The following is a 19,919-nucleotide window of genomic DNA, read 5'->3' on the forward strand; positions in this document are numbered from 1 at the left end:
TGGGCGGCTCGGTCCTTGCGGACCCGAGCCGCCCACGCTTCGGCAGGCCCGATGCCACTCCCGGGGCCTATGCTCTGCTTCGCGCTTGCTGTCGGCTCACCTTAGGCGGATCCCGCTTGGCGAGCCAAACGCTTGAACCGTAGCGGATGAGGGGGGCCCATACGCTGCTTCGCGCTTGCGGTCGGCTCACCCTAGGTGGGCTGCCCTGAGCGCGAAGCCGGATATAGGGCGGCGGTGTGGAGGGCACCGCGAAGCGGGCACCGCCCTATATCCGGCGAAGCGCTTGGTGAGGCAGGCCGAACCTTACGCCGGCACCGACACAATCACCTGGGCTGCACGCAGGACCCGCTCCTTGGAGCGGTAGCCCGAGCGCAGCACCTGGCTGACAGTGTCCACTTCGATGTCCTGGCCCGGCTGCTGGATGAGGGCCTCGTGGATGGTGGGGTCGAACTCCACGCCGGTGGCGTCGATCCGTTCCAGTCCGTAGGTCTTCAGCGAGTTCTCCAGCTTGGCGGCGATCGCGGCGAAGGGGCCGTCCTCGAGGTCGCCGTGCTGGCGGGCGGCGTCGATGTCGTCCAACACCGGGAGCAGGGAGTTCAGGACGCCGATGACGGCCATTTCTCCTGCGACGGCACGGTCGCGCTCGACGCGCTTGCGGTAGTTGACGTACTCGGCCTGGAGGCGGAGGAGGTCGTTGCGCAGTTCCGTGGCTTCGGCCGCGGCCGAGGCACCGGAGGCTACCGACTCTTCAGCCGGAACCTCGACGCCGTTGAGGATCTCCTCAGCCTGGGACAGCGCATCACCCTCGGCACCGGCGGTGCCTTCGGCACCCGCCGGGGTGCGGGCGTCGGGGGCTGCTTCCTGGTGCGGGTGCCGGGCGGCACCGGTCTCCGGGTCAACCTTGCGGTTGTCCCGGATGACCGGCTTGCCCTGCTCCGAATCCGAGTGCTCTGATTCGTTGCCGTGGTGGGGCATGGTTACTTCTTCTCGTCTTCGTCGATGATCTCGGCGTCGACGATGTCCTCGTCGTCGGCCTTCTTGTCACCGGCCGGAGCTGCACCCTCGGCGCCTTCGGCACCGGCGGCGGAGGCCTGCGAGTAGATGGCCTCGCCCAGCTTGGTCTGGGACTGCTGCAGCTTCTCGAACGCCGTCTTGACGGCGGCGTCGTCGGTGCCTTCGAGCGCCTTCTTGAGGGCATCGACGTCGGCCTTGACCTCGGTCTTGACCTCTTCCGGCAGCTTGTCGTCGTTTTCCGACAGCAGCTTCTCGATCGAGTAGGCGAGCTGCTCGGCGGAGTTGCGGGTGTCCGTGGCTTCGCGGCGGGCCTTGTCCTCGGCAGCGTGTGCCTCGGCATCGGCGACCATGCGCTCGATGTCTTCCTTGGACAGTGCGGTGCCACCGGTGATGGTCATGGACTGTTCCTTGCCGGTGCCCTTGTCCTTGGCGGAGACGTGCACGATGCCGTTGGCGTCGATGTCGAAGGTGACCTCGATCTGCGGGACGCCGCGGGGAGCCGGGGCGATGCCGGTCAGTTCGAAGGTGCCCAGCGGCTTGTTGTCGCGGGTGAACTCGCGCTCACCCTGGAAGACCTGGATGGCCACGGACGGCTGGTTGTCGTCAGCGGTGGTGAAGGTTTCCGAACGCTTCGTGGGGATGGCCGTGTTGCGCTCGATCAGGTGCGTCATGACGCCGCCCTTGGTTTCGATGCCGAGGGAAAGCGGTGTGACGTCGATCAGGAGCACGTCCTTGCGCTCGCCCTTCAGGACACCGGCCTGCAGCGCTGCGCCAACGGCAACAACTTCGTCCGGGTTGACGCCCTTGTTGGGCTCCTTGCCGCCGGCCAGTTCCTTGACGAGCTCGGAGACGGCGGGCATACGGGTGGAGCCACCGACCAGCACGATGTGGTCGATGTCCGAAACCTTGATGCCGGCTTCGGCGATGACGTCGTGGAACGGCTTCTTGGTGCGGTCAAGCAGGTCCTTGGTGAGGTCCTGGAACTTGGCGCGGGTCAGCTGCTCGTCCAGGTGGACCGGGCCGTCGGGGGTGACGGAGAGGTACTGGAGCGAGATGTTGGTGCTGGTGGAGGAAGAGAGTTCCTTCTTGGCCTGCTCTGCGGCTTCGCGGAGGCGCTGGAGGGCGATCTTGTCCTTGGAGAGGTCGATGCCCTTGATCTTGAGCTGGCTGAGCAGCCATTCGACAACGCGGTTGTCCCAGTCGTCGCCGCCGAGGCGGTTGTCGCCGGCGGTGGCGCGGACCTGGATGGTGGAGAAGCCGTCTTCGTCCTTGCCGACTTCCAGCAGGGAGACGTCGAAGGTGCCGCCGCCGAGGTCGAAGACGAGGATGAGCTCGTCTTCCTTGCCCTTGTCCAGGCCGTAGGCGAGGGCGGCCGCGGTGGGCTCGTTGACGATGCGGAGCACGTTCATGCCGGCGATCTCGCCGGCTTCCTTGGTGGCCTGGCGCTCGGCGTCGTTGAAGTAGGCCGGAACGGTGATCACGGCGTCGGTGACCTTCTCACCGAGGTAGCTCTCGGCGTCGTTCTTCAGCTTCATGAGGATACGCGCGGAGATTTCCTGCGGCGTGTACTTCTTGTCGTCGATGTTGACCGACCAGTCGGTGCCCATGTGGCGCTTGACCGAGGCAATGGTGCGATCGATGTTGTTGACGGCCTGGCGCTTGGCGATTTCGCCCACCAGGACTTCGCCGGACTTGGAGAAGGCAACGACGGACGGCGTGGTGCGGCCGCCTTCGGCGTTGGCGATAACGGTGGGCTCGCCACCTTCGAGAACAGAGACAACGGAGTTAGTGGTTCCGAGGTCAATACCTACTGCACGCGACATGTATTGCTTCCTTTCACTGCTTTCGATGCCGATGTTCGAGATTCCACCCGGGCGTGCATCCTTGCGGATCAGAGCCAGGGACCACTCAACATTCGGCGAGTTGAGCGTTCTGCACTCAACTGTACTCCTGAGCCGATTTAAGTCAATCCAAAGTTGAGCCTAGTTCGCTCAACTTCGGGTTCGGGTGTGGATTTGGTCCGGATTTGGCCCCGGAATGGCGCGGTTCCAGGGGCGTTTCGGGGCGGTTTCGCCGTGGGAGAACGGGAACGACGGCGGCGGGCGGCTTGGGCGTTTGGGCGCCGGCGTCGGCTTCCCCGGGCGGCCGCCTAAGCTCGGAGTCGCGGGAGCGCTGCGGGCTCGCTGGAACGTTCCGGCGAGCCGGCAGGGTTGCAGCGACTTCGGGCCCCTACGGTGGCACACTGGCGCCATGGAGTTCACGGGTTTCCTGCCGCCGGACGAATTCTGGGCGACATATGAAAACCACGAGCAGCAGATTCGCGGCAGCTTTGGCGGCCTGCCGCTGTTCCGTCTTGCCAATCGGCCCGGCGCGGCAATGATGGGCTTCTGGCAGTTTGATGGGAGTGAAGGCAGTGTGGCCTACGAAGCCGTATTTCCGGAGAATTCGGAAGGCTCCGGTTCCCAGCTGGAAGTCATCACGACAACCAGGAATCCGCTCGAACTTGCGGAGCTCCGCTGGATCACGGCGTCGGGCGCGCCTCGATCGCGGGAAGAACTTCTTGAGCGACAGGACGCCTTTGCATCCCAACCGTACACGGCCATCAGCGTCGCAATCGACGGCCTCGCCAGGACGTTCAGGCTTTGGCGCAGTGCGGATTCCTGGCTTGCCGCCGCGGACCACGGCGGTTTCGGCATCGCCATGGTGGCGCAGGGACCGGGCAGGCCGACGCCGGAGAGCCTGGCACTGGAAACCGTGGCCGACATCGAACCGTTGCTGGCCGCCCGCCGGGCTTGGCTCCGAAAAGCCCGCGGCGAAGACTAGGGCCGTCAGGGGCGCCGGCGCGACGTCCCGCCCTCCAGCGACGCCCCGCCCTCCGATGAGTCCCCGCCCTCCAGCGAAGCACCGTCCTCGACGGAGGCCCCACGCATTGGGTCCGGCGACGGCGCCTCCTCCGCAGCCTCCGGCGGAACGGGCTTGTAGACCCAGGCCACGAGCACTACGGAGATGATCATCAGCAGGAACCAGGAGAGCAGCTTGTCCGGGGAGACCAGGTGCCAGCCGTTCACTTGGCTCGGGTAGAGCCACGCGTGGGACCACGTGGCGATGTTCTCGGCGATCCAGATGAACAGCGCCACCAGCAGGAACGCCACCAGCAGCGGCATCCGGAAGCTGCGCCGGAACACCCGGAAGTGCATTACGCAGCGCCCGAACACCACCGCGACGGCGGCAAGCAGGACCCAGCGGAAGTCGAAAAAGTAGTGGTGCGAGAAGAAGTTCACGTAGATGCCCAGGGCCACGATCGCGGTGATCCAGCGCCGGGGATAGCGGGCGAAACGGAGGTCGAAGAGCCGGTAGACCCGCACCATATACGACCCCACCGACGCGTACATGAACCCGCTGAACAACGGCACCGCGCCGACCCGCAGGACGCCCTCGGCCTCGTAACTCCAGGACCCGACGTCGGTCTTGAACAGTTCCATGACCGTGCCCACCAAGTGAAACAGCACGATCACCCTGAGCTCGCGCAGCGTCTCCAGCCTGGTGGCGACCATGAGGATCTGGATCACGACGGCGGCGATGGTCAGGAAGTCGTTCCTGGCGAGGGCGGCGTCAGCCGGGTACCAGAGCCTCGCCCCGAAAATCACCGCCAGCAGCAGCGCGCCGAAGATACAAGCCCACGCCTGTTTCAAGCCGAAGACGAGGAACTCCGCGAACTTCCAGCGCAGGCCGCCGGCGGGCGCGCGCTCCAGGAAGCGGTGCGCCCGCTCGTCCAGGAACTGTTCGACGGCGGTCAGGTTACGCATCCGCGGCCTTCCGCACCGGCGGACGGGCAGAGCCGCGCCCGGCATGCGGCCGCACCCCGGACACATCGATCCGGCCGAGGTAGTAGTCCCTCGGCAAGTGCCGGATCCGCCGCGGAAGCCTCGGATACACCACGACGAGCACCCGCATCACGCCGTCAAAGCTCCGCTGCTGTCGCCGCCCCCAGGGCAGTCCGTATGCGGCGCGGATTGACTCAGTCAGCAGCCCGGCGGTGAGCAGCCGCACCAGGGGCATGACCACGCGCAGCCACGCCGGTCCCACGGCGGGGTTCAGCAACTCCCGCGCCACCCGAACCGCTTCGGGTGCGGGGGCCAGCCCCGCGAGGCGCTCATTCCAGTAGCCGGCGAAGGCCGCCCGGTCCGCAGGCCAGAGGTCCGCCGGGAGCTGCAGGGCCGTCCCGATCCGCGCATACTCGCGGTAAACGCGGTCCGCCGCTTCGCCGTCGAGCGTTCCGTACACCCGCTCGTAAACGCTCACGGCGGTGTTGTAGAGGGTGGCGACCACCCAGAGCTGGGATGCGGGGTCGAAGGCGTTGTAGCCGGGAGAGGCACCTTCGGACGTTCCGCGGACCGGCGCGTGGGCACGGTTGACGGCGCGGCGCACCGCCGTCAACTGCTCCTCGGAACCGTAGATGACGGCGTAGACGTAGCCCATGGTGGCCGCGAGCCGGTCAAGGGGACGCTCGGCGAAGTTGCTGTGTTCGGCGACGCCCCGCCCTACCGCCGGATCGGCGACCTGCAGGAGGATGGCCGAACCGGCTCCGGCGAGCAGCACGGCTTCCGCCCCGATGTCTGCCAAGCCGCGAACCATGCAGACACCCTACTCCTCACACCAAGCCGATGATCCCCGCGAGCAAGCCGAGCTGGTGGGCGAACAGTTCATCCCGGGCCGCGAAGGTGTCCGCGCCGTACTGGCCGAACACCTCGAAGCTGACGGCTCCGAACAAGGACGTCCAGATCAGCACGCCGCGCGTCACCAGGTCCTCCGGCACCTCGAGGCCGAGTCCGGTGCGGATGGCGGCGAGGTCGCGGGCAAGCTTTTCAGGAACGACGACGGCGGGTCCGGCCGGGGCGGCCAGCGCACCGGCCCGGTGGGCGGCGTCGAAATTGCGGACCAGGCGGTACACCACCCGGGTGCCGGGCACGATCGTCTGCTCCCCCGGCGCCTTGTATCCGGGGACCGGGCTGCCGAACAGCAGCGCGTAGCAGGCGGGTTCGCGCAGCGCCCAGCCTCGGACAGCGTGCCCCAGGGCGTGGAAGCGGCCAGCGAAATCATCCTCAGGGAGGGCATCGACGGCGGCATCCACGGCGTCGCCGAGCTCGTTGTAGGCGTCCACCAGCAGCAGGGTGAGGAGTTCGTCGCGGTTCTCGACGTAGCGGTACACCGCGGAGGACACGACGCCGAGATCCCGCGCCACAGCGCGCAGCGACAGCGCCGCGGCACCGTGGAGGGCGAGGTGCTGCCGGCCGATCCGGACGATGTCGGCGATGGTTTGCGCCCGGGCGCGCTCCCGCGGCGTGGGGGCCTTGGCCTGGGGTCTCGTGGCGGACGGCATGCCCCCAGCATGCCACAAAAGAGAGCGGCGTCAACAAAAGAGAGCATTGCTCTTGACTTAAAGGTGGCCGAGGTTCATTCTGGATCAGAGAGAGCAGTGCTCTCAGAAATCACGAGCCAGCCAGATCAGCACCAGGGAGCCCCGCCATGACCACCACCTATGCAGTCACCGGAGCCGGCCCCGTCGGCTCGACAATTGCGGCCATGCTCGCGGAGCAGGGCCACCAGGTCCGGTTGCTCACCCGCTCCGGCTCGGGCCCGGAGCATCCGCTGATCGAGCGGCGGAGGGCCGACGTTTCGGACCCTGCCCAACTGGCGGATGCTTTCGACGGCGCCGCAGCCGTCTTCCATTGCATCCACGGCTCCTCCTACACGGCGAAAGCCTGGGAGGACGAGCTCCCCCGCGCCGAGCGGACGGTGCTGGACGCCGCCGCGGGGGCTGGCGCCGTCGTCGTCTTCCCGGAGAGCCTGTACTCGTACAGCGAGCCGGACAAAACCATGCGGGAGGAAAGCCCGCGCGAGGCGACCGGTGGGAAACGCGGCGTGCGCACCGCGCTGCTCAAGGCCCGGCGGGCCCACGCGGCGGACACCGTGAGCGTGGTGGCCGGGGATTTCTTCGGCCCGCGTGTCCGCATCTCGCACGCCGGAGACCGCATGGTTCCGGTGCTGCTGAAGGGGAAGTCGCTGCAGGTGATCGGGCGCGCGGACCAGCCGCATTCCTTTACGTACGTGCCGGACCTGGCGGCGGCGATGGTCAAGGCCGCGCAGACGCCGGAGCTGTGGAACACTGTGCTGCACGCACCGACCGGCCCGGCGGTAACCCAGCAGGAACTCGCGACGGCGTTCAACACTGCAGCGGGCCTGCCCGCGGTGAAGCTCGGCACGATCCCGGGGTGGCTGCTGAAGATCCTGGGCCTGGCGTCCACACCCATGCGCGAGCTCGCCGAAACGCTGTACCAGTTCGAGCGGCCGTTCGTGATGGACTCGTCGGCCAGCCAGGCGCGGCTGGGCCTGGCGCCGACGCCGCTGCCGGAAGCCGCCGCGGCCACGGTGGCGTGGTGGCGGCAGCAGGAGGCGTGAGGTGTCGCCCGATAACCCGCTCCTCGACTATTTTCAAACGAATGGATTTACCGGCAAAACCTCGTGACTGAGGGGCCGTTGCGGGAGTAACCTAAGCTCAACCGCTGTACTGGACCACCTTGTCGACTGGGGTGTCACCGTGGGTGTTGTGCAAGCTTCGTTGACCGAACTGCTGGGGCTGCTGTCGAATGCCGCTTCGCCTGTGCCGGTTCACCTCGAGGACGACGGCGAACCATCCTCTCCCGGCGCCCCTCCGGATGCGCCTCCCGATGCCCCAGCCGACGCGGCGGTGACCGTCCGTCCCGTCGCCCTGAACCGCGTGGGCCGCTCCCGCAGGAACGGCCCGTTGCTGGACCTGGAACTCAAGGTGGCCATCGAGGCACGGGGCCCGGACTGCCTCACCACGATGGAAAAACTGCTGCTCGCGGTGGAACGCCACAGCCAGTACTCCGTGGTTTCCACCGGGGAGTTCGAACCCGGCGAATACAGTGCCAGCATCCGTGAAGGACTGGGGTTTCTGGTCCGCGTCCCGGTATCACTGGCCTTCGAGGAACCAGCCGGCCCGCCCGTCCTGGAACCGCTCATCGCCGAAACCACGGTGGCGCGGCGGATCCACGGCCGGCTCGTGGACATCCACAACAAAGGCATCCCCAACGCCTACATCCGCGCGCATTCGTCCGCCACCGCCGTCGTCAGCGACGCCACCGGCCACTTCGAGGTCCTGGCCTCGGCCGACGAACTCCAGCACTTTGCCGTGGCGGTCCGCGGCACGGAACGTGAAATGTCAGCCAGCACAAGCAGCCTGCCGGTGACCATCCGGTGGGAGTAAAGGAAGCGCGCCATGGTGAATTATCAGGCACCTGGAGTGTATGTGCAGGAAGTGCCCAGCGGTGCCCGCTCCATCGGGCAGGTCAGCACCAGCATCGCCGGATTCGTGGGGGTCGCCCCGGATCCGCTGGCGCACCTGGATGAGGCACGCGTCCTGGACAACTGGACCCAGTTCGTGGACCAGTATGTCGGGAAGGCCACGCAGGGAACGCCGTTGTCCAACGCGGTTTTCGGGTTCTTCGCCAATGGCGGTGGCCGCTGCTATGTGGTCAACATCGGCACCGGCGGAAGCCTCACCGGCACGGCCAGGAAACCCACGGGCCTGACCCTCTTCGAAGCGATCGACGACATTTCCATGGTGGCCGCCCCCGGCTACGCCAACGCCGACGCCTATGCGGCCCTGCAGGCCCACGTGGAGCATCCGCTGCGGCAGGACCGCATGGCGATCCTGGACACCGTGGAGAAAGTGGACGACGTCGGAGCGCTCACCCGGGCGGCGACCTCCGGTGTGCCGGACGCCCCGGAGCCCGACAAGCCCGAGCCTGAGCCGGACAAGCCCGACAAGCCTGAGGACGCGAAACCGGAACCCGCAAAGCCCGGGCCCGGCGCGGGAGCCACAGGCGAGGAAGCGATCGGCGCACCCCAGTCCCCCGGCGGGTACACCGCCTTGTACTTCCCGTGGATCGTGATGACGGACCCGGTGTCCGGCAAGAAGGTGACCCAGCCGCCGTCGGGCCATATGGCAGGGATCTGGGCGCGGGTGGACGGCAGCCGCGGGGTCCACAAGGCGCCGGCCAACGAACCCATCCAGGGCGCGCTGGATCTGGTGCGGCGCGTCAGCCGCGGCGAGCAGGAAGTCCTCAACCCGGCCGGCGTGAACTGCATCCGCTACTTCCCGGGCGAAGGCATCCGGGTGTGGGGCGCGCGGACAAAGGCGCCCGAGGCCAGCGAGTACCGCTACATCAACGTGCGTCGGCTGACCAACATGATCAAGGAATCGGTGGCGGACGGCACCCGGTGGGTGGTCTTTGAACCCAATGACCACACCCTGTGGAAGTCGATCCGGCGGGACATCGGCGCGTTCCTGACCAACGTGTGGCGTGACGGCGCTCTGTTGGGCACCACCCCGCAGCAGGCGTTCTTCGTCAAGTGCGACGAGGAAACCAACCCACCGGAAGTCCGCGATGCCGGCCAGGTGGTCACCCTGATCGGGATCGCGCCCGTGAAACCGGCGGAGTTCGTGATCTTCAAACTCATGCAGTCGGCCGAAGCCACCAGCGAGACAGAAAGCGCAGGAGCCTGAGATGAGCGTGCAGCCAAGTACCCCGGCCCCGGCCGCGCAGCCCGGCAACGTGGTGGACCCGTACCGCGCGTACAACTTCAAACTGGTCATCCAAGGGGTGGTGCAGGGGCATTTCACCAAGGTGGAGGGCCTGGGCATGAAGATCGACCGCATCCTGTACCGATCCGGCGGCGAAAACAGCACGGTGCGGGTCATTCCGGGGCAGGTCGAATACACGCCGGTGACCCTCAAGTATGGGCTCACGGATTCCACGGAAATGCTGCAGTGGCTCTTCAAGGCGGCCAACGGCCAGGTGGAGCGTCGGAACGTGTCCATCGCCATGCTCAATGATTCCGGCTCGGCCGAGGTGCGGCGCTGGAACCTGCTGGGCGCCTGGCTGTGCGAGTGGTTCGGTGCGCCGCTGGACGCCCTGGGCAAGGACCTGGCCATCGAATCCGTGACCATCGCCTACGACCGCCTGGAACTCGACGATGCCCGCGCGCCCGTGGCCTGACGGCATGCTTGCCTGGCGGCGGGGGCTGGCCTCACGGCTGCGCGGAATGGCGGAGCGGCTCGAGCCCGGGGGCCCTGCAACGCGGGGCCCCTCGCCGGCTGCCCCTTCCGGAACAGGGGGGCCGACGGCGAGGTCGACGCCGTCCCGCGGCTTCGACCTCTCCGGCGCGCCCGAGCATTGGGTCCGCTTGCTGCGCGACGCCGGGCTTGCGCCTGCGGGGGATGGCTCGGCTGCGGATGCGCCAATTGTCGATGTGCCCGCCGTCGATGCACCAACAGTCGATGCACCAACCGTCCGGGGGCACTTTGGACTGTCCCGGCTACGGAAATTCAGGCTGCGGCCAGCAACGGCGCGGATGCCCTTTGCCTCGTCTGAGCCAAAGGGCCCCACGACGGCCGGGCTCCGCCTAGACGCCGCAACCCAGGCCACAGAACCGCCGTCCGCGGCCTTCGACTCCTCCGATCCCGTGACACCCCCACAACGCGGCGACAACGCGGTGCCCACGCTGCGCCTCCGGCCGGAGCGTGTGGGCTCAACGCAATCCGCCCCCGTCCGAACAACTCCTCCGCAGCCCACCCCGGCGCTGATGACCCACGCCCAGCCGACCCATGCCGAGCCGACCCACATCCAACAGCCCACCCCGGGGACTCCCGCCCCCACAGACCAAACCACCGAACCACGCGATGCCCCTCACGTTGTGAGGCCTGCTCTACGTCTTTTGGCGCGCTCAAAGAACGTAGAGCAGGCCTCACAGAGCGGTAACCGGGGAATCGCCCCAGGACCGCAACTAACAGCCCCGCAAGAAGCAACCCCTCAACAGGCAGCCCCGGCCGCGCCGATGCCCCCGGGCCCGGTGAATCCCCAGGCACCGAACCAAGTCCCAGCCAAGCCGGACCATGGACGCCCAACCCCGCCCGCCGCCGTCGTGCTCCCGCACACCCCGGAATCCCACGCCCCGAAACCGGAACCAAGCCCCCCGCACGCCAGCACCCCCCAACACCCCGCACCCAAGGCCCCGCTCACCGGGACCTGGCCCAAACTCGCCCCGAAACCAAGCCCGCAAACCACCACCCAAAGCAGCAGCGAACACCTCGAGCACGCCCTGGCCCGGGCGGCGCGGCTGAACCACGAACGGTCGGCGGTGTGACATGGAAAGGGTCGCATTCCTCATTGAAGACACCGGCGAGCACCTGGGCTGCCTGCTCAACCCGGAAACCGTGGTGATGCAGCGCAGCGCCGGCGTGGAGCCGCGGAGGAGCGCGGGCGGGAAACTCACCGGCAGCGGCCTCGCGGACGATCCCCTGCTCTTCACCGGCGGCGGGCACACGGAGCTTCGCCTGGATTTGCTGTTCGACGTCGATCTCGCACCGGCGTCGCTCAATGTCCAGGACGTCCGGCAGATGACCCGGCCCATCTGGGCGCTCGCGGAGAACTCGGCGGAGGTGGAGCGGCAGCGCCGGCCGCCGTCGGTCCGTTTCGTCTGGGGCCGGGCGTGGAATGTACCGGGGATCGTCACGGAGGTCGCGGAGCGCTTCGACCGCTTCGCCCCGGACGGCTCGCCCCTTCGTTCCTGGATGCGCCTGGTGTTCGTGCGGGTGGGCCAGAGTGCGGACGAGGAAGGCGGCGAGAACTACGAACTCGCCCAGCGCCTGCCTCCGGTGGACCTGACGGCACCGCCCGTGGACACCCTGGCGGTGACCGGCGACGGCAGCACGGACCGGGACGCGTTAGCCCCCGACGGCGAAGAGCCCCTCCCCGAGGTGCCGCCCGGTGAGCTGGGACGCCTGAGCCTTCAGGCCTTCGGGACGCCGCTGCTGTGGAAACTGCTGCTGGAGTACAACAACGTGGACGACCCCGCGCACTTCACGGGTCCGCTGGCCGTGCCGCCCATGGGAGAGACGCCATGAAACAGGCAACGCCATGAGGCAGCTGCAGGGACTGCCCGAACTGATCGTCACCCTCGGGCGGCGACGGCTTTCCGCGGCCGACACCGCCGCGATCGTGTCCGTGCAGGTCCTGAGCTCCCTGGCCAGGCCCGCACAGTGCCTCATCACGTGGCGGCCCGCAGTTGGCCAACGTAGCCCTGGCCAAGGCGGCAGGGGCGTGGACCCGGCCCCCGGGGATGCGCTCCGGGTGGAGCTGGGCGGACGGCGCACTCCCCTGTTCGTGGGCGAGGTGACCGTGGTGGAGCGCAGCTACGGGGCCGACCTCTCCCAGGAAATCCGGGTCCGCGCCTACGACGCCCTGCACCGCCTCCGCAAGCGCCAGTTCACCCGCCTGCACGGAGGCGAACAGGGGGACGTGGACCTGGCCGGCCTGGCCCGCACGCTCTGCGAAGGCACGGGGCTTCAGGTCACCGGGGGTACGGCAAGACTGGGGCAGGTGTACCAATGCGCACGTTCGGACCTGGCCCTGCTGGTGGAGCAAAGCGCCCGGGTGGGCGTCTATCCGGTGGTTGACGGCGATGCCCTGCGCCTCACCACACTGGCCGGCGAAGGCGACCCAGTGGAACTGGAACTGGGCAGCAGCCTGCACTCGGCCGAGGTGGAGCTCAGCCAGGAACCGGCGTACCTGGGCGCCCGGACGGCGGGCTGGAACACCGGCGACGCGCAGGCCTTGGAGGGGTCGGCGTCGGGCAGTGACGCGAAGGCCGGGGTATCGGCGGACCCAGCGCTGGCCAGCGTCGGCGCAGGCGGGAACCTGCTGCGCGGCAACGAGGCCTTCGCCTCGGACGCCGCGGCCCACGAGCTGGCGCAGGCGGAGCTGGACGTGCGGATGGCCGGCCAGGTTAGCGCCGTGTTCGTGGCCGACGGCGACCCGCTCCTGCGCGCCGGCGCCCGGGTCCGCGTCAAAGGCCTGGCCTCGTCGCTGGAGGGCACCTACACCGTTGCCTCGGCCGTGCACCGGCTGGACGGCAGCGGCTACGAAACCACCATCACCACCCGGCCGCCCGAAACCCCGCCGCCCCGGCAGCCGGACGTGTTCACCCTGGGCGTGGTGGCCGACGTCGACGATCCCGAGGAACGCGGCCGGGTCCGCGTCCGCCTCCCGGCGTATCCGCCGCTGGAGAGCGGCTGGGCGCCGGTGCTGACCGGGGCCGCCGGTCCCGGCAAGGGGCTGGTGCTGCCGCCCGCGCCGGAGGACACCGTGCTGGTGCTGCTGCCGGCCACGGACCCGGCCCAGGCAATCGTGCTCGGTGGGCTGTACGGCCGCGAACGCACCCCCGACGCGGGCGGGAACACCGCCCGGGAGAGCCGCTACACGTTCCGTTCCGCGGACGGCCAGCAGATCGTGCTCGACGGCGGCGCCCGCACCGTCAGCTTCACGGACGGCCACGGCTCCACCGTGGAACTCGGGCCGGAGAAGCTGCGCATCACGGCGGCCACGGACCTGCTGCTCGAGGCGCCGGGCAAGGCCATGCGGATCCGCGCCAAGACCGTCGATTTCGAGGAGGCCTGAGGTGTCGATGAAAATCCTGGTTAAGGAGGCCATCCTGCGCTGCGGGCACGACGGCAAGGTGGAAAACGTCCCCTCGCAGGAATGGGTGCGGGTGGCGGGCTCGCCCGTGCTGGTCGAAGCCGATCCCGTGGGCCGGGACATCTCCATGTGCCCCAACATCGGCCTGAACATCAAGCCGTGCAACAAGACCCTGCCGGTGATCAAGGGATACTCAACGTTCATCCGGATCGGCGGGAAGCGGATGTGCCTGGACACCGTGGAGGGCTTCACGGACGGCACCCCGCCCGGCGCCGTGAAATACACCGTCCGGCGGCCGGGCCAGGAATTCGTGGCGGCCGGATCATGAGCGGCGCAGGCATGAGGAGCGCAGGCATGAAAGGCAGCCGGCCATGAGCGCTCCCCGGTACAAATCGGTGGCTTTCGTCCATCCGGACTTCGACGCCGCCGTCGGGCTTTCCGGCCTCACCCTCACCCCGGACGGCAGGCTGGCCACCGTCACGGACGCCGCCTCCGTGCGGCAGGCCCTGCTGCTGCTCCTGAGCACCCGGCCCGGCGAGCGCATCAACCGCCCCACCTACGGCTGCCACCTCTTCCGGCTCGCTTTCGCCCCCGCGGACGACACCACCGCGGGCCTGGCCATCCACTACGTGGCCCGGGCCGTGGAGCAGTGGGAGCCGCGGATCACGGTGCTGTCCCTGGACGCCTCGCGCTCGCAGGAAAGCCCGGAACTGCTGGAGGTGCGGCTCCGGTACCGGGTCCGTGCCACCCAGCACCAGGACGAACTGGCCATCACCCTGCCCGTCGACTCCGCTATGTCCCCTGAGTCAGGAGGTGCAGCATGAGCATTCCCGTGCCGAACCTGGATGACCGCAGCTTCGCGGAGCTGGTGGCCGGGGCCCGCGAGCGCATCCGGCAAGTCGCCCCGGACTGGACGGACCTGTCCGTGCACGACCCCGGCATCACCATCATGGAGGCCTTCGCGTACCTCACGGACACCCTGATGTACCGGCTCAACCGGGTCCCGGACAAGCTGTACGCCGTATACCTGAACCTGCTCGGCACCAGCCTCCACCCGCCCGGCAGCGCCGAAACCATGCTGGAATTCAGCCGCCTGGCCGCAGGCGGTTCCGACGGGGAGGCCCCTGAGATCCGGATCCCGCGCGGCACCCAGGTCAGCTGCCCGCCCGGCGTGCCCGGGGCGCCTCAGCCGGTGTTCACGACGACGGCGGCCGCCGTGCTGCCGGCCGGGCAGGCCAGCGTGCTGGTCCCTGCAGCCGATGTCACCTTGTACGACGCCGTCCCGATCGGTACCGGGACCGGGCGGCCGGGCCAGAGCTTCGTGGTGCCGAACGCGCCGATCGTGTCGGGAGCCGGGCTGTCCGTGGCCATCGAGGTGCCCGCGGGGACGCGGCTCAGCAGTGGCGAGGCGGTGCTGGTGGACGGCAAGCCGTTCCGGTACTGCCGCGAGGTGGAGGCGTTCGCCGACGCCCGGCCCGGGGAGGTGCCGGTGCGGATCGACCGGAGTGCCGGCGTCGTGATGTTCGCCTGGTGGGACGAAGCGTTCAGCGGACAGGCCTCCGGCAGCCAGCAGGAGCTGCCGCCGGTCCCGGGCCCTGGCGCCGAAGTGCGCGCCTGGTACCGCGGCGGCGGCGGGCAGCGCGGGAATGTCGGGGCCGGTCAGCTCACGGTGCTGCGCACGCCCGTGCCGGGGCTGCGGGTCGGCAACCCGGAACCTGCCACGGGCGGCCGCGACGGCGAGGCCTTGGAGAACGCGCTCCGCCGCGCCCCGCAGGATTTCCAGGCCCGGGACCGGGCCGTCACCGTGCGTGACTACGAGGTGCTGGCCATGCGGCACGGCGGCGTGGACCGGGCCCGGGCATTCACGCGCAAGGAGCTGTGGGCCTTCGCGAAGCCCGGCGAGGTGGAGGTGGTGCTGGTGCCGTTCGTGCCGCGCACCGGCGGCGCCCAAGGCACACCCGTCACCGCCGACGAACTGGCCGCGCAGGCCCGCGCCGAGGTGCGGGACGACGTCGAACAGTACCTGCGCCGCCGCTCCACCGTTGGCGCCGAGCCGGTGGTGCGCTGGGGCCTGTACAAGCAAGTGCTGGTGGACGCGCGGATCGTAGTGCGCCCGGATGAGGACGCCGACGCCGTCAGGTCCCGCATCGCCGCCCGGCTCGCCGAGGGCATCAGCCCGCTCAGCCAAGGCCCGTCCCACGCGGATACGGGCGGCTACGGTTCGGGCTTCGGCAAACCGTTGCGGGTCTCCAACCTGTACCGGGCCATGGAGGAGGCCGAACCCGGGGTGCAGTACGTGGACCGGGTGCGGCTGGAGGTGGACAAGGTCCCGGACAGCGACGCCATGGGGCTGGTGCAGGCCGAGGGGCAGGACAACACCTGGTTCGTGGCCCAGGACGGGCTGCTGTTCCGCACCACCAACGCCGGCGATGGCTGGGAGGCCTGCGCCGAGTTCAACACCTCGGGAAGCACAGAGACGGTGCGGTCCATCGCACCGTTCCGTTCGCCCGCCCCGGGACGGTCCGCCGTCGGGCAGCACCCGGGGATGGTCGCGGTCAGCACGGTGACCGGGACGTCCTCGCGCATCTACATCAGCGAGGACCTCGGCGAATCCTGGCGCCGCGCCGCCGAACTCGGGTTCGTGGTGGCGGACCTGTGCTGGGTGGACCGGCAGGGCGCGCCCGTGCTGCTGCTCGCCGGCGAGCGCGGGCTCTACGAACTCCCCATGGGCGAAGGGGCCATCCCGGTCCAGAACGTGGTGGACGCCGGGCAGCCGGACCGCGGCTTCTACGCCGTGGACGCCCTGGTGGACGTCCGCGGCCGCACCGGGGTGGCCGTGGCGGCTGAAGCCTCGGCCGGGGTGTGGCTCTCCCCCGACGCCGGCATGGCCGGCAGCTTCAAACGGGTCAAGGCGGCCGGGGAGGACATCCGCTGCATGACGGTGCAGTACGACGGCGGCGCGAGCTACCTGTGGCTGGGCCGTTCCGTGCCGGAGGGCAGCGGCACGGGCTGTCTGCGCCTGAAGATCGACGAACTCGCCCGCACCGACCTCGACACCCTGCAGGCGGCCTGGGAGCAGTTCGGCGCGGGCTGGACGGGAGGCAGCTGCTGGGCCGTGCACGTCATGGGCAACGCCGCCTACGCCGCCACCCAGAGCGGCGGGGTGCTGCGCCTGCAGCTGGGCCAGGCCTCCCCGCAATGGAGCACCCCGGACGTGAACTGCGGGCTGCCGCTGCGCGACCGCACCCGCTTCGAACCCGTCCGCGGCGTCTCCGGCGCCGTGCGCGACGACGGCACGCAGCTGCTGCTCGCCGCCGGGCCCAAGGGGATCTACCGCAGCACGGACAACACCGCGTCCTGGGCGAGCTGCACGCGCCGGGTGGTGGACGACGTCGTGACGTTGCCGGAAACCTGGCTCTTCTGCTCGGGCGGGCACCGGATCGAGGTAGTCCATGGCCACTGACGGCGACTTCAGGCTGCAGGACTCCCGGCTGCTGCGCGTGCTGCCGGAGGTGTACCAGGTGGCGGCCGAGAGCAGCCTGCCGCTGCAGGCCCTGCTGGCCGTGGCCGAGGACCTGCACCGGCCCGTCCGGGACGTCCTGGACCGGGTCCACACCGTCCCGGATCCGGGGCGCTCGCCGTCGTCGCTCATTCCTTTCCTGTCCCGCTGGGTGGACCTGGACTGGCTCACCCTGCCTGGTCCCGAATCCACCGGGACCGGCTCCGCGGGTATCCCGGTGGCCCGGCAGCGGGACTTGATCGCCTGCGCCGCCGGGCTGTCCGCGCGCCGCGGTACCGTGGACGGGCTCACCCGTTTCCTGCTCCTGGCCACGGGCGTTCCCGGCTTTGAGGTCGTGTCCGAACCCGGCGCCTTCCACATCACGGTCCGGGTGCCGGCCGCCGCCGCTGGGCAGATCGAGCTCATCCGCCGGATCGTCAAGGGCATCAAACCGGCGCACGTCACCGACCGCGTCGAGGTGATGGACGCATGAACAGCGAGAACCGGAACCCAATCATCGTGGTGGCGATCTGCGCGGTCATCGCGGTGCTGGTGCTGGTGCTCGGGGTCAGCTGCAGCGGCAGCAACAACGCCGGGGCGAGGGACTGGCAGTCCGGATTCGCGAAGGCCGCCGGCGGCGGGAAGCTCACGACGGCGGACCTGGCCCCGGCGGGCGGCTCCTGTTCGGCGTCGGGCGGCCAGCTCGCGGTCGCCGGAAGCTGCATCTTTACTGTTCGGGAGTTCGGCGGGCTGTTCTCCTTCGGCCCGCCCACCAAGCGGGCGCGGCTGCTGCCGCAGCAGGCCGTCACGGTGACACTCTCGGTGGAGGGCACGCGTACCGAGCAATCGGCCGGCGCCGGGGATACCGTGGACCTGACGTTCGGAACCTCGGGCGGGAGCCTCGGCATCCGCTGCCCGGGACCGGGAAACTGTGTGCTCCAACTAGCGGAGGCAGGCTGACATGACCGGAATTACCCTGACCCTCAGTTCCCCCACGGTCGAGCTCAAGGACGGCAAGGGCTCCCTGACCGCTTCCGTGACAAACAGTTCCGTGGAGACCGAACGCGTGGTGCTTGGGGCCTTCCCCGGCCAGCCCGGCGGGCCGACGTACACCACCGTGGCCAACCCGCTGCGCACGCTTGCGGCGGGCGCCACCGAGCAGTACCTCGTGGCTTTCGACACCACCGGCGCGGCACCCGGCAGCTACCCGGTGAAGCTCATCGCCTACTCCGCGGACGACGCCCCGGAAGACTACGCGGACCAGGCCCACGTGGTGACGCTGACGGTCAGCCAGGCGCCCGCGCCCGCCAAGCCGCCGTCGACGTTTCCCTGGCTCTGGGTGATCATCGGCGGGGTGGTGCTGCTCCTGGCGATCGGCGGGGTGCTGTGGTACCTGATGCGCGGCGGCGGCAACGTCCCGGACGTGCGCGGCAAGCAGCAGGGCGAAGCGGCGCAGATCCTCATCGGCGCCGGCTTCTCGATGGGCTCCACCGAGGTGGTGAGCACCCAGCCGGCCGGCACCGTCATCAGCCAGAACCCGGAAGCAGGCGGCACCGCGGAGAAGGGGACCACCGTGAGCGTGCAGATCGCCCGGGCGGCGGACAAATGCCAGCCCGGCTATGTCTACCGGCGGGTGACCCCGGACGACAAGGTGTGCGTGACGCCTGAATCCGCCGCCCAGGTGGTCCAGGACAATGCCCCGGCCACGCAGCTGGCGCGGAAGCCCAACCCGCCCGGCGGCCCGTATGGCGTCAACACCTGCCTCCAGGGTTTCGTGTGGCGGGATGCGTACGACGGCGACCAGGTTTGCGTGACGGGCGAGACCCGAACACGGACACGCGAGGAAAACGACGAAGCGGCGCTGCACAGCGCCCCCTAGCAGCCGGAGAATCCCATGGGCACCATCACCATGACCCTGAGTTCCCCCACCGTGGTCCTGAAGGACGGCAAGGGTTCGTTGACTGCGTCGGTCACCAACGGCGGCGGGGCCCCGGCCCGGGTGGTGCTCGGCGCGTTCCCCGGCGGAGCCGCCCCGGAAACCTACACGGACATCCCGGATCCGCTCCGCACCCTCGCCGCCGGTGCCACGGAGCAGTACCTGGCCAAGTTCGACACCACCGGCGCGGCGCCCGGCAGCTACCCGGTGAAGCTCATCGCCTATTCGGCCGACGACGCCCCGGAGGACTACGCGGACCAGGCCCGGGTGGTGACGCTCGAGGTGCCGGCACCCTCGACGCCGGCCCCGGCTCCCGGGTTCCCGTGGCTCTGGGTGATCATCGGCGGGGTGGTGCTGCTCGCCGTCGTCGGGGGCGTGCTGTGGTTCCTGTTCAAGGACGCCAGCGTGCCGCCGGTGGTGGGCAAGCCGCAGGCGGAAGCGGTGCAGATCCTCAAGGATGCGGGCTTCGGCACCTCGGTCACGGAGAAGGAGAGCACGGAGGCCGCCGGAACGGTGCTCGGGCAGGAGCCAAACGGCGGGCGGACGGTGGGCCGCGGCTCCACCGTGGTCCTGGAGGTGGCGGTGCCGGTCAAGACCACGGTGCCGGTCCTGGTCGGCGCCACGATCGAGACGGCGAAATCGCGGGCCGCGGCTGCGAAGATCCAGCTGGACGTCACCCAAGGCTCCGGATGCACCGCGTCGCAGGGTCTCCTCAACAGGTGCGTGGTGCTCGGCGCCACCAGGGACGCCGGCGAAAAGGTCCCGCCGAACACCCTGGTGCTGGTCAAAACGGAGCTGCGGGACATCAGCTCCCCACTCGATCCCAAGGTCAACCTCTGCAAGACGCAGCCCGACCTGTGCAAGATCAAGCTGGGCGGATAGGCCTGGCTCCGCCCCGTAACGCTCGGCA

Annotated in this window: 19 protein-coding genes; 14 read left to right on the forward strand and 5 right to left on the reverse strand. The window is 69.3% G+C overall.

From position 1 onward, the window contains the following. Window positions 1–303 precede the first annotated feature (303 nt). The gene (locus D3654_RS16095) at window positions 304–975 is read right to left on the reverse strand and encodes a nucleotide exchange factor GrpE (RefSeq protein ID WP_120522477.1); all 672 of its coding nucleotides are present in this window, start codon (window positions 973–975) and stop codon (window positions 304–306) included. 2 nt (window positions 976–977) lie between these two features. Continuing rightward, on the reverse strand, window positions 978–2,837 hold the full coding sequence (dnaK, locus tag D3654_RS16100; RefSeq protein WP_120522478.1) for a molecular chaperone DnaK: 1,860 nt from the start codon (window positions 2,835–2,837) through the stop codon (window positions 978–980). Between the two features lie 427 nt (window positions 2,838–3,264). On the opposite strand from dnaK, the gene D3654_RS16105 reads away from it, so the two are divergent. Further along, the gene (locus D3654_RS16105) at window positions 3,265–3,837 is read left to right on the forward strand and encodes a hypothetical protein (RefSeq protein WP_120522479.1); all 573 of its coding nucleotides are present in this window, start codon (window positions 3,265–3,267) and stop codon (window positions 3,835–3,837) included. Between the two features lie 5 nt (window positions 3,838–3,842). Here the strand turns inward: D3654_RS16105 and D3654_RS16110 are convergent, their stop codons facing one another. The 3 genes from D3654_RS16110 to D3654_RS16120 are packed head-to-tail and all read right to left on the reverse strand — an operon-like array spanning window position 3,843 to window position 6,394. Further along, on the reverse strand, window positions 3,843–4,820 hold the full coding sequence (locus D3654_RS16110; protein ID WP_120522480.1) for a DUF817 domain-containing protein: 978 nt from the start codon (window positions 4,818–4,820) through the stop codon (window positions 3,843–3,845). Further along, complete coding sequence (locus D3654_RS16115) at window positions 4,813–5,649, reverse strand: oxygenase MpaB family protein (RefSeq protein WP_120522481.1); 837 nt, start codon at window positions 5,647–5,649, stop codon at window positions 4,813–4,815. Before D3654_RS16115 ends, D3654_RS16110 begins: the two co-directional genes overlap by 8 nt. A 16-nt stretch (window positions 5,650–5,665) precedes the next feature. Next, on the reverse strand, window positions 5,666–6,394 hold the full coding sequence (locus D3654_RS16120) for a TetR/AcrR family transcriptional regulator (protein WP_120522482.1): 729 nt from the start codon (window positions 6,392–6,394) through the stop codon (window positions 5,666–5,668). A gap of 146 nt (window positions 6,395–6,540) precedes the next feature. Here D3654_RS16120 and D3654_RS16125 point away from each other — a divergent pair, with 146 nt between their 5' ends. From D3654_RS16125 to D3654_RS16190, 13 genes are all read left to right on the forward strand, one after another. Next, window positions 6,541–7,473: an NAD-dependent epimerase/dehydratase family protein gene (locus tag D3654_RS16125; RefSeq protein ID WP_120522483.1), complete on the forward strand. Its 933-nt coding sequence runs from the start codon at window positions 6,541–6,543 to the stop codon at window positions 7,471–7,473. Window positions 7,474–7,612: 139 nt separating this feature from the next. Beyond that, on the forward strand, window positions 7,613–8,302 hold the full coding sequence (locus D3654_RS16130; RefSeq protein ID WP_120522484.1) for a hypothetical protein: 690 nt from the start codon (window positions 7,613–7,615) through the stop codon (window positions 8,300–8,302). A gap of 12 nt (window positions 8,303–8,314) precedes the next feature. Then, entirely contained in the window at window positions 8,315–9,604 is a 1,290-nt protein-coding gene (locus D3654_RS16135; protein ID WP_120522485.1) for a phage tail sheath family protein, read from the forward strand. Window position 9,605: 1 nt separating this feature from the next. Beyond that, a complete protein-coding gene (locus D3654_RS16140; RefSeq protein ID WP_115787060.1) occupies window positions 9,606–10,097 on the forward strand; it encodes a phage tail protein in 492 nt (163 codons plus the stop codon). Between the two features lie 1,148 nt (window positions 10,098–11,245). Next, on the forward strand, window positions 11,246–12,004 hold the full coding sequence (locus D3654_RS16150) for a CIS tube protein (protein WP_120522487.1): 759 nt from the start codon (window positions 11,246–11,248) through the stop codon (window positions 12,002–12,004). Window positions 12,005–12,017: 13 nt separating this feature from the next. Next, the gene (locus D3654_RS16155) at window positions 12,018–13,556 is read left to right on the forward strand and encodes a phage baseplate assembly protein V (protein ID WP_120522488.1); all 1,539 of its coding nucleotides are present in this window, start codon (window positions 12,018–12,020) and stop codon (window positions 13,554–13,556) included. 7 nt (window positions 13,557–13,563) lie between these two features. Beyond that, the gene (locus D3654_RS16160) at window positions 13,564–13,902 is read left to right on the forward strand and encodes a hypothetical protein (protein ID WP_120522518.1); all 339 of its coding nucleotides are present in this window, start codon (window positions 13,564–13,566) and stop codon (window positions 13,900–13,902) included. Window positions 13,903–13,945: 43 nt separating this feature from the next. After that, window positions 13,946–14,398 (forward strand): GPW/gp25 family protein, encoded by a 453-nt coding sequence (locus D3654_RS16165; RefSeq protein ID WP_120522489.1) that lies wholly within the window; start codon window positions 13,946–13,948, stop codon window positions 14,396–14,398. Continuing rightward, window positions 14,395–17,037 carry a baseplate J/gp47 family protein gene (locus D3654_RS16170; RefSeq protein ID WP_120522490.1) on the forward strand — a complete coding sequence of 881 codons (2,643 nt, stop codon included), beginning with the start codon at window positions 14,395–14,397 and terminating at the stop codon, window positions 17,035–17,037. The genes D3654_RS16165 and D3654_RS16170 overlap by 4 nt, the downstream gene beginning before the upstream one ends. After that, window positions 17,027–17,566, forward strand: coding sequence for a phage tail protein (locus D3654_RS16175; RefSeq protein WP_120522491.1), 540 nt, complete (start codon window positions 17,027–17,029; stop codon window positions 17,564–17,566). The genes D3654_RS16170 and D3654_RS16175 overlap by 11 nt, the downstream gene beginning before the upstream one ends. Continuing rightward, window positions 17,563–18,033, forward strand: a complete 471-nt coding sequence (locus tag D3654_RS16180; RefSeq protein ID WP_120522492.1) for a hypothetical protein — start codon at window positions 17,563–17,565, stop codon at window positions 18,031–18,033. The genes D3654_RS16175 and D3654_RS16180 overlap by 4 nt, the downstream gene beginning before the upstream one ends. A 1-nt stretch (window position 18,034) precedes the next feature. Then, window positions 18,035–18,952, forward strand: a complete 918-nt coding sequence (locus tag D3654_RS16185; RefSeq protein ID WP_120522493.1) for a PASTA domain-containing protein — start codon at window positions 18,035–18,037, stop codon at window positions 18,950–18,952. A gap of 15 nt (window positions 18,953–18,967) precedes the next feature. After that, window positions 18,968–19,891: a PASTA domain-containing protein gene (locus tag D3654_RS16190; protein WP_120522494.1), complete on the forward strand. Its 924-nt coding sequence runs from the start codon at window positions 18,968–18,970 to the stop codon at window positions 19,889–19,891. Window positions 19,892–19,919 lie beyond the last annotated feature (28 nt).

This window comes from Arthrobacter celericrescens (genome assembly GCF_003614925.1).
Taxonomy (GTDB): domain Bacteria; phylum Actinomycetota; class Actinomycetes; order Actinomycetales; family Micrococcaceae; genus Arthrobacter; species Arthrobacter celericrescens.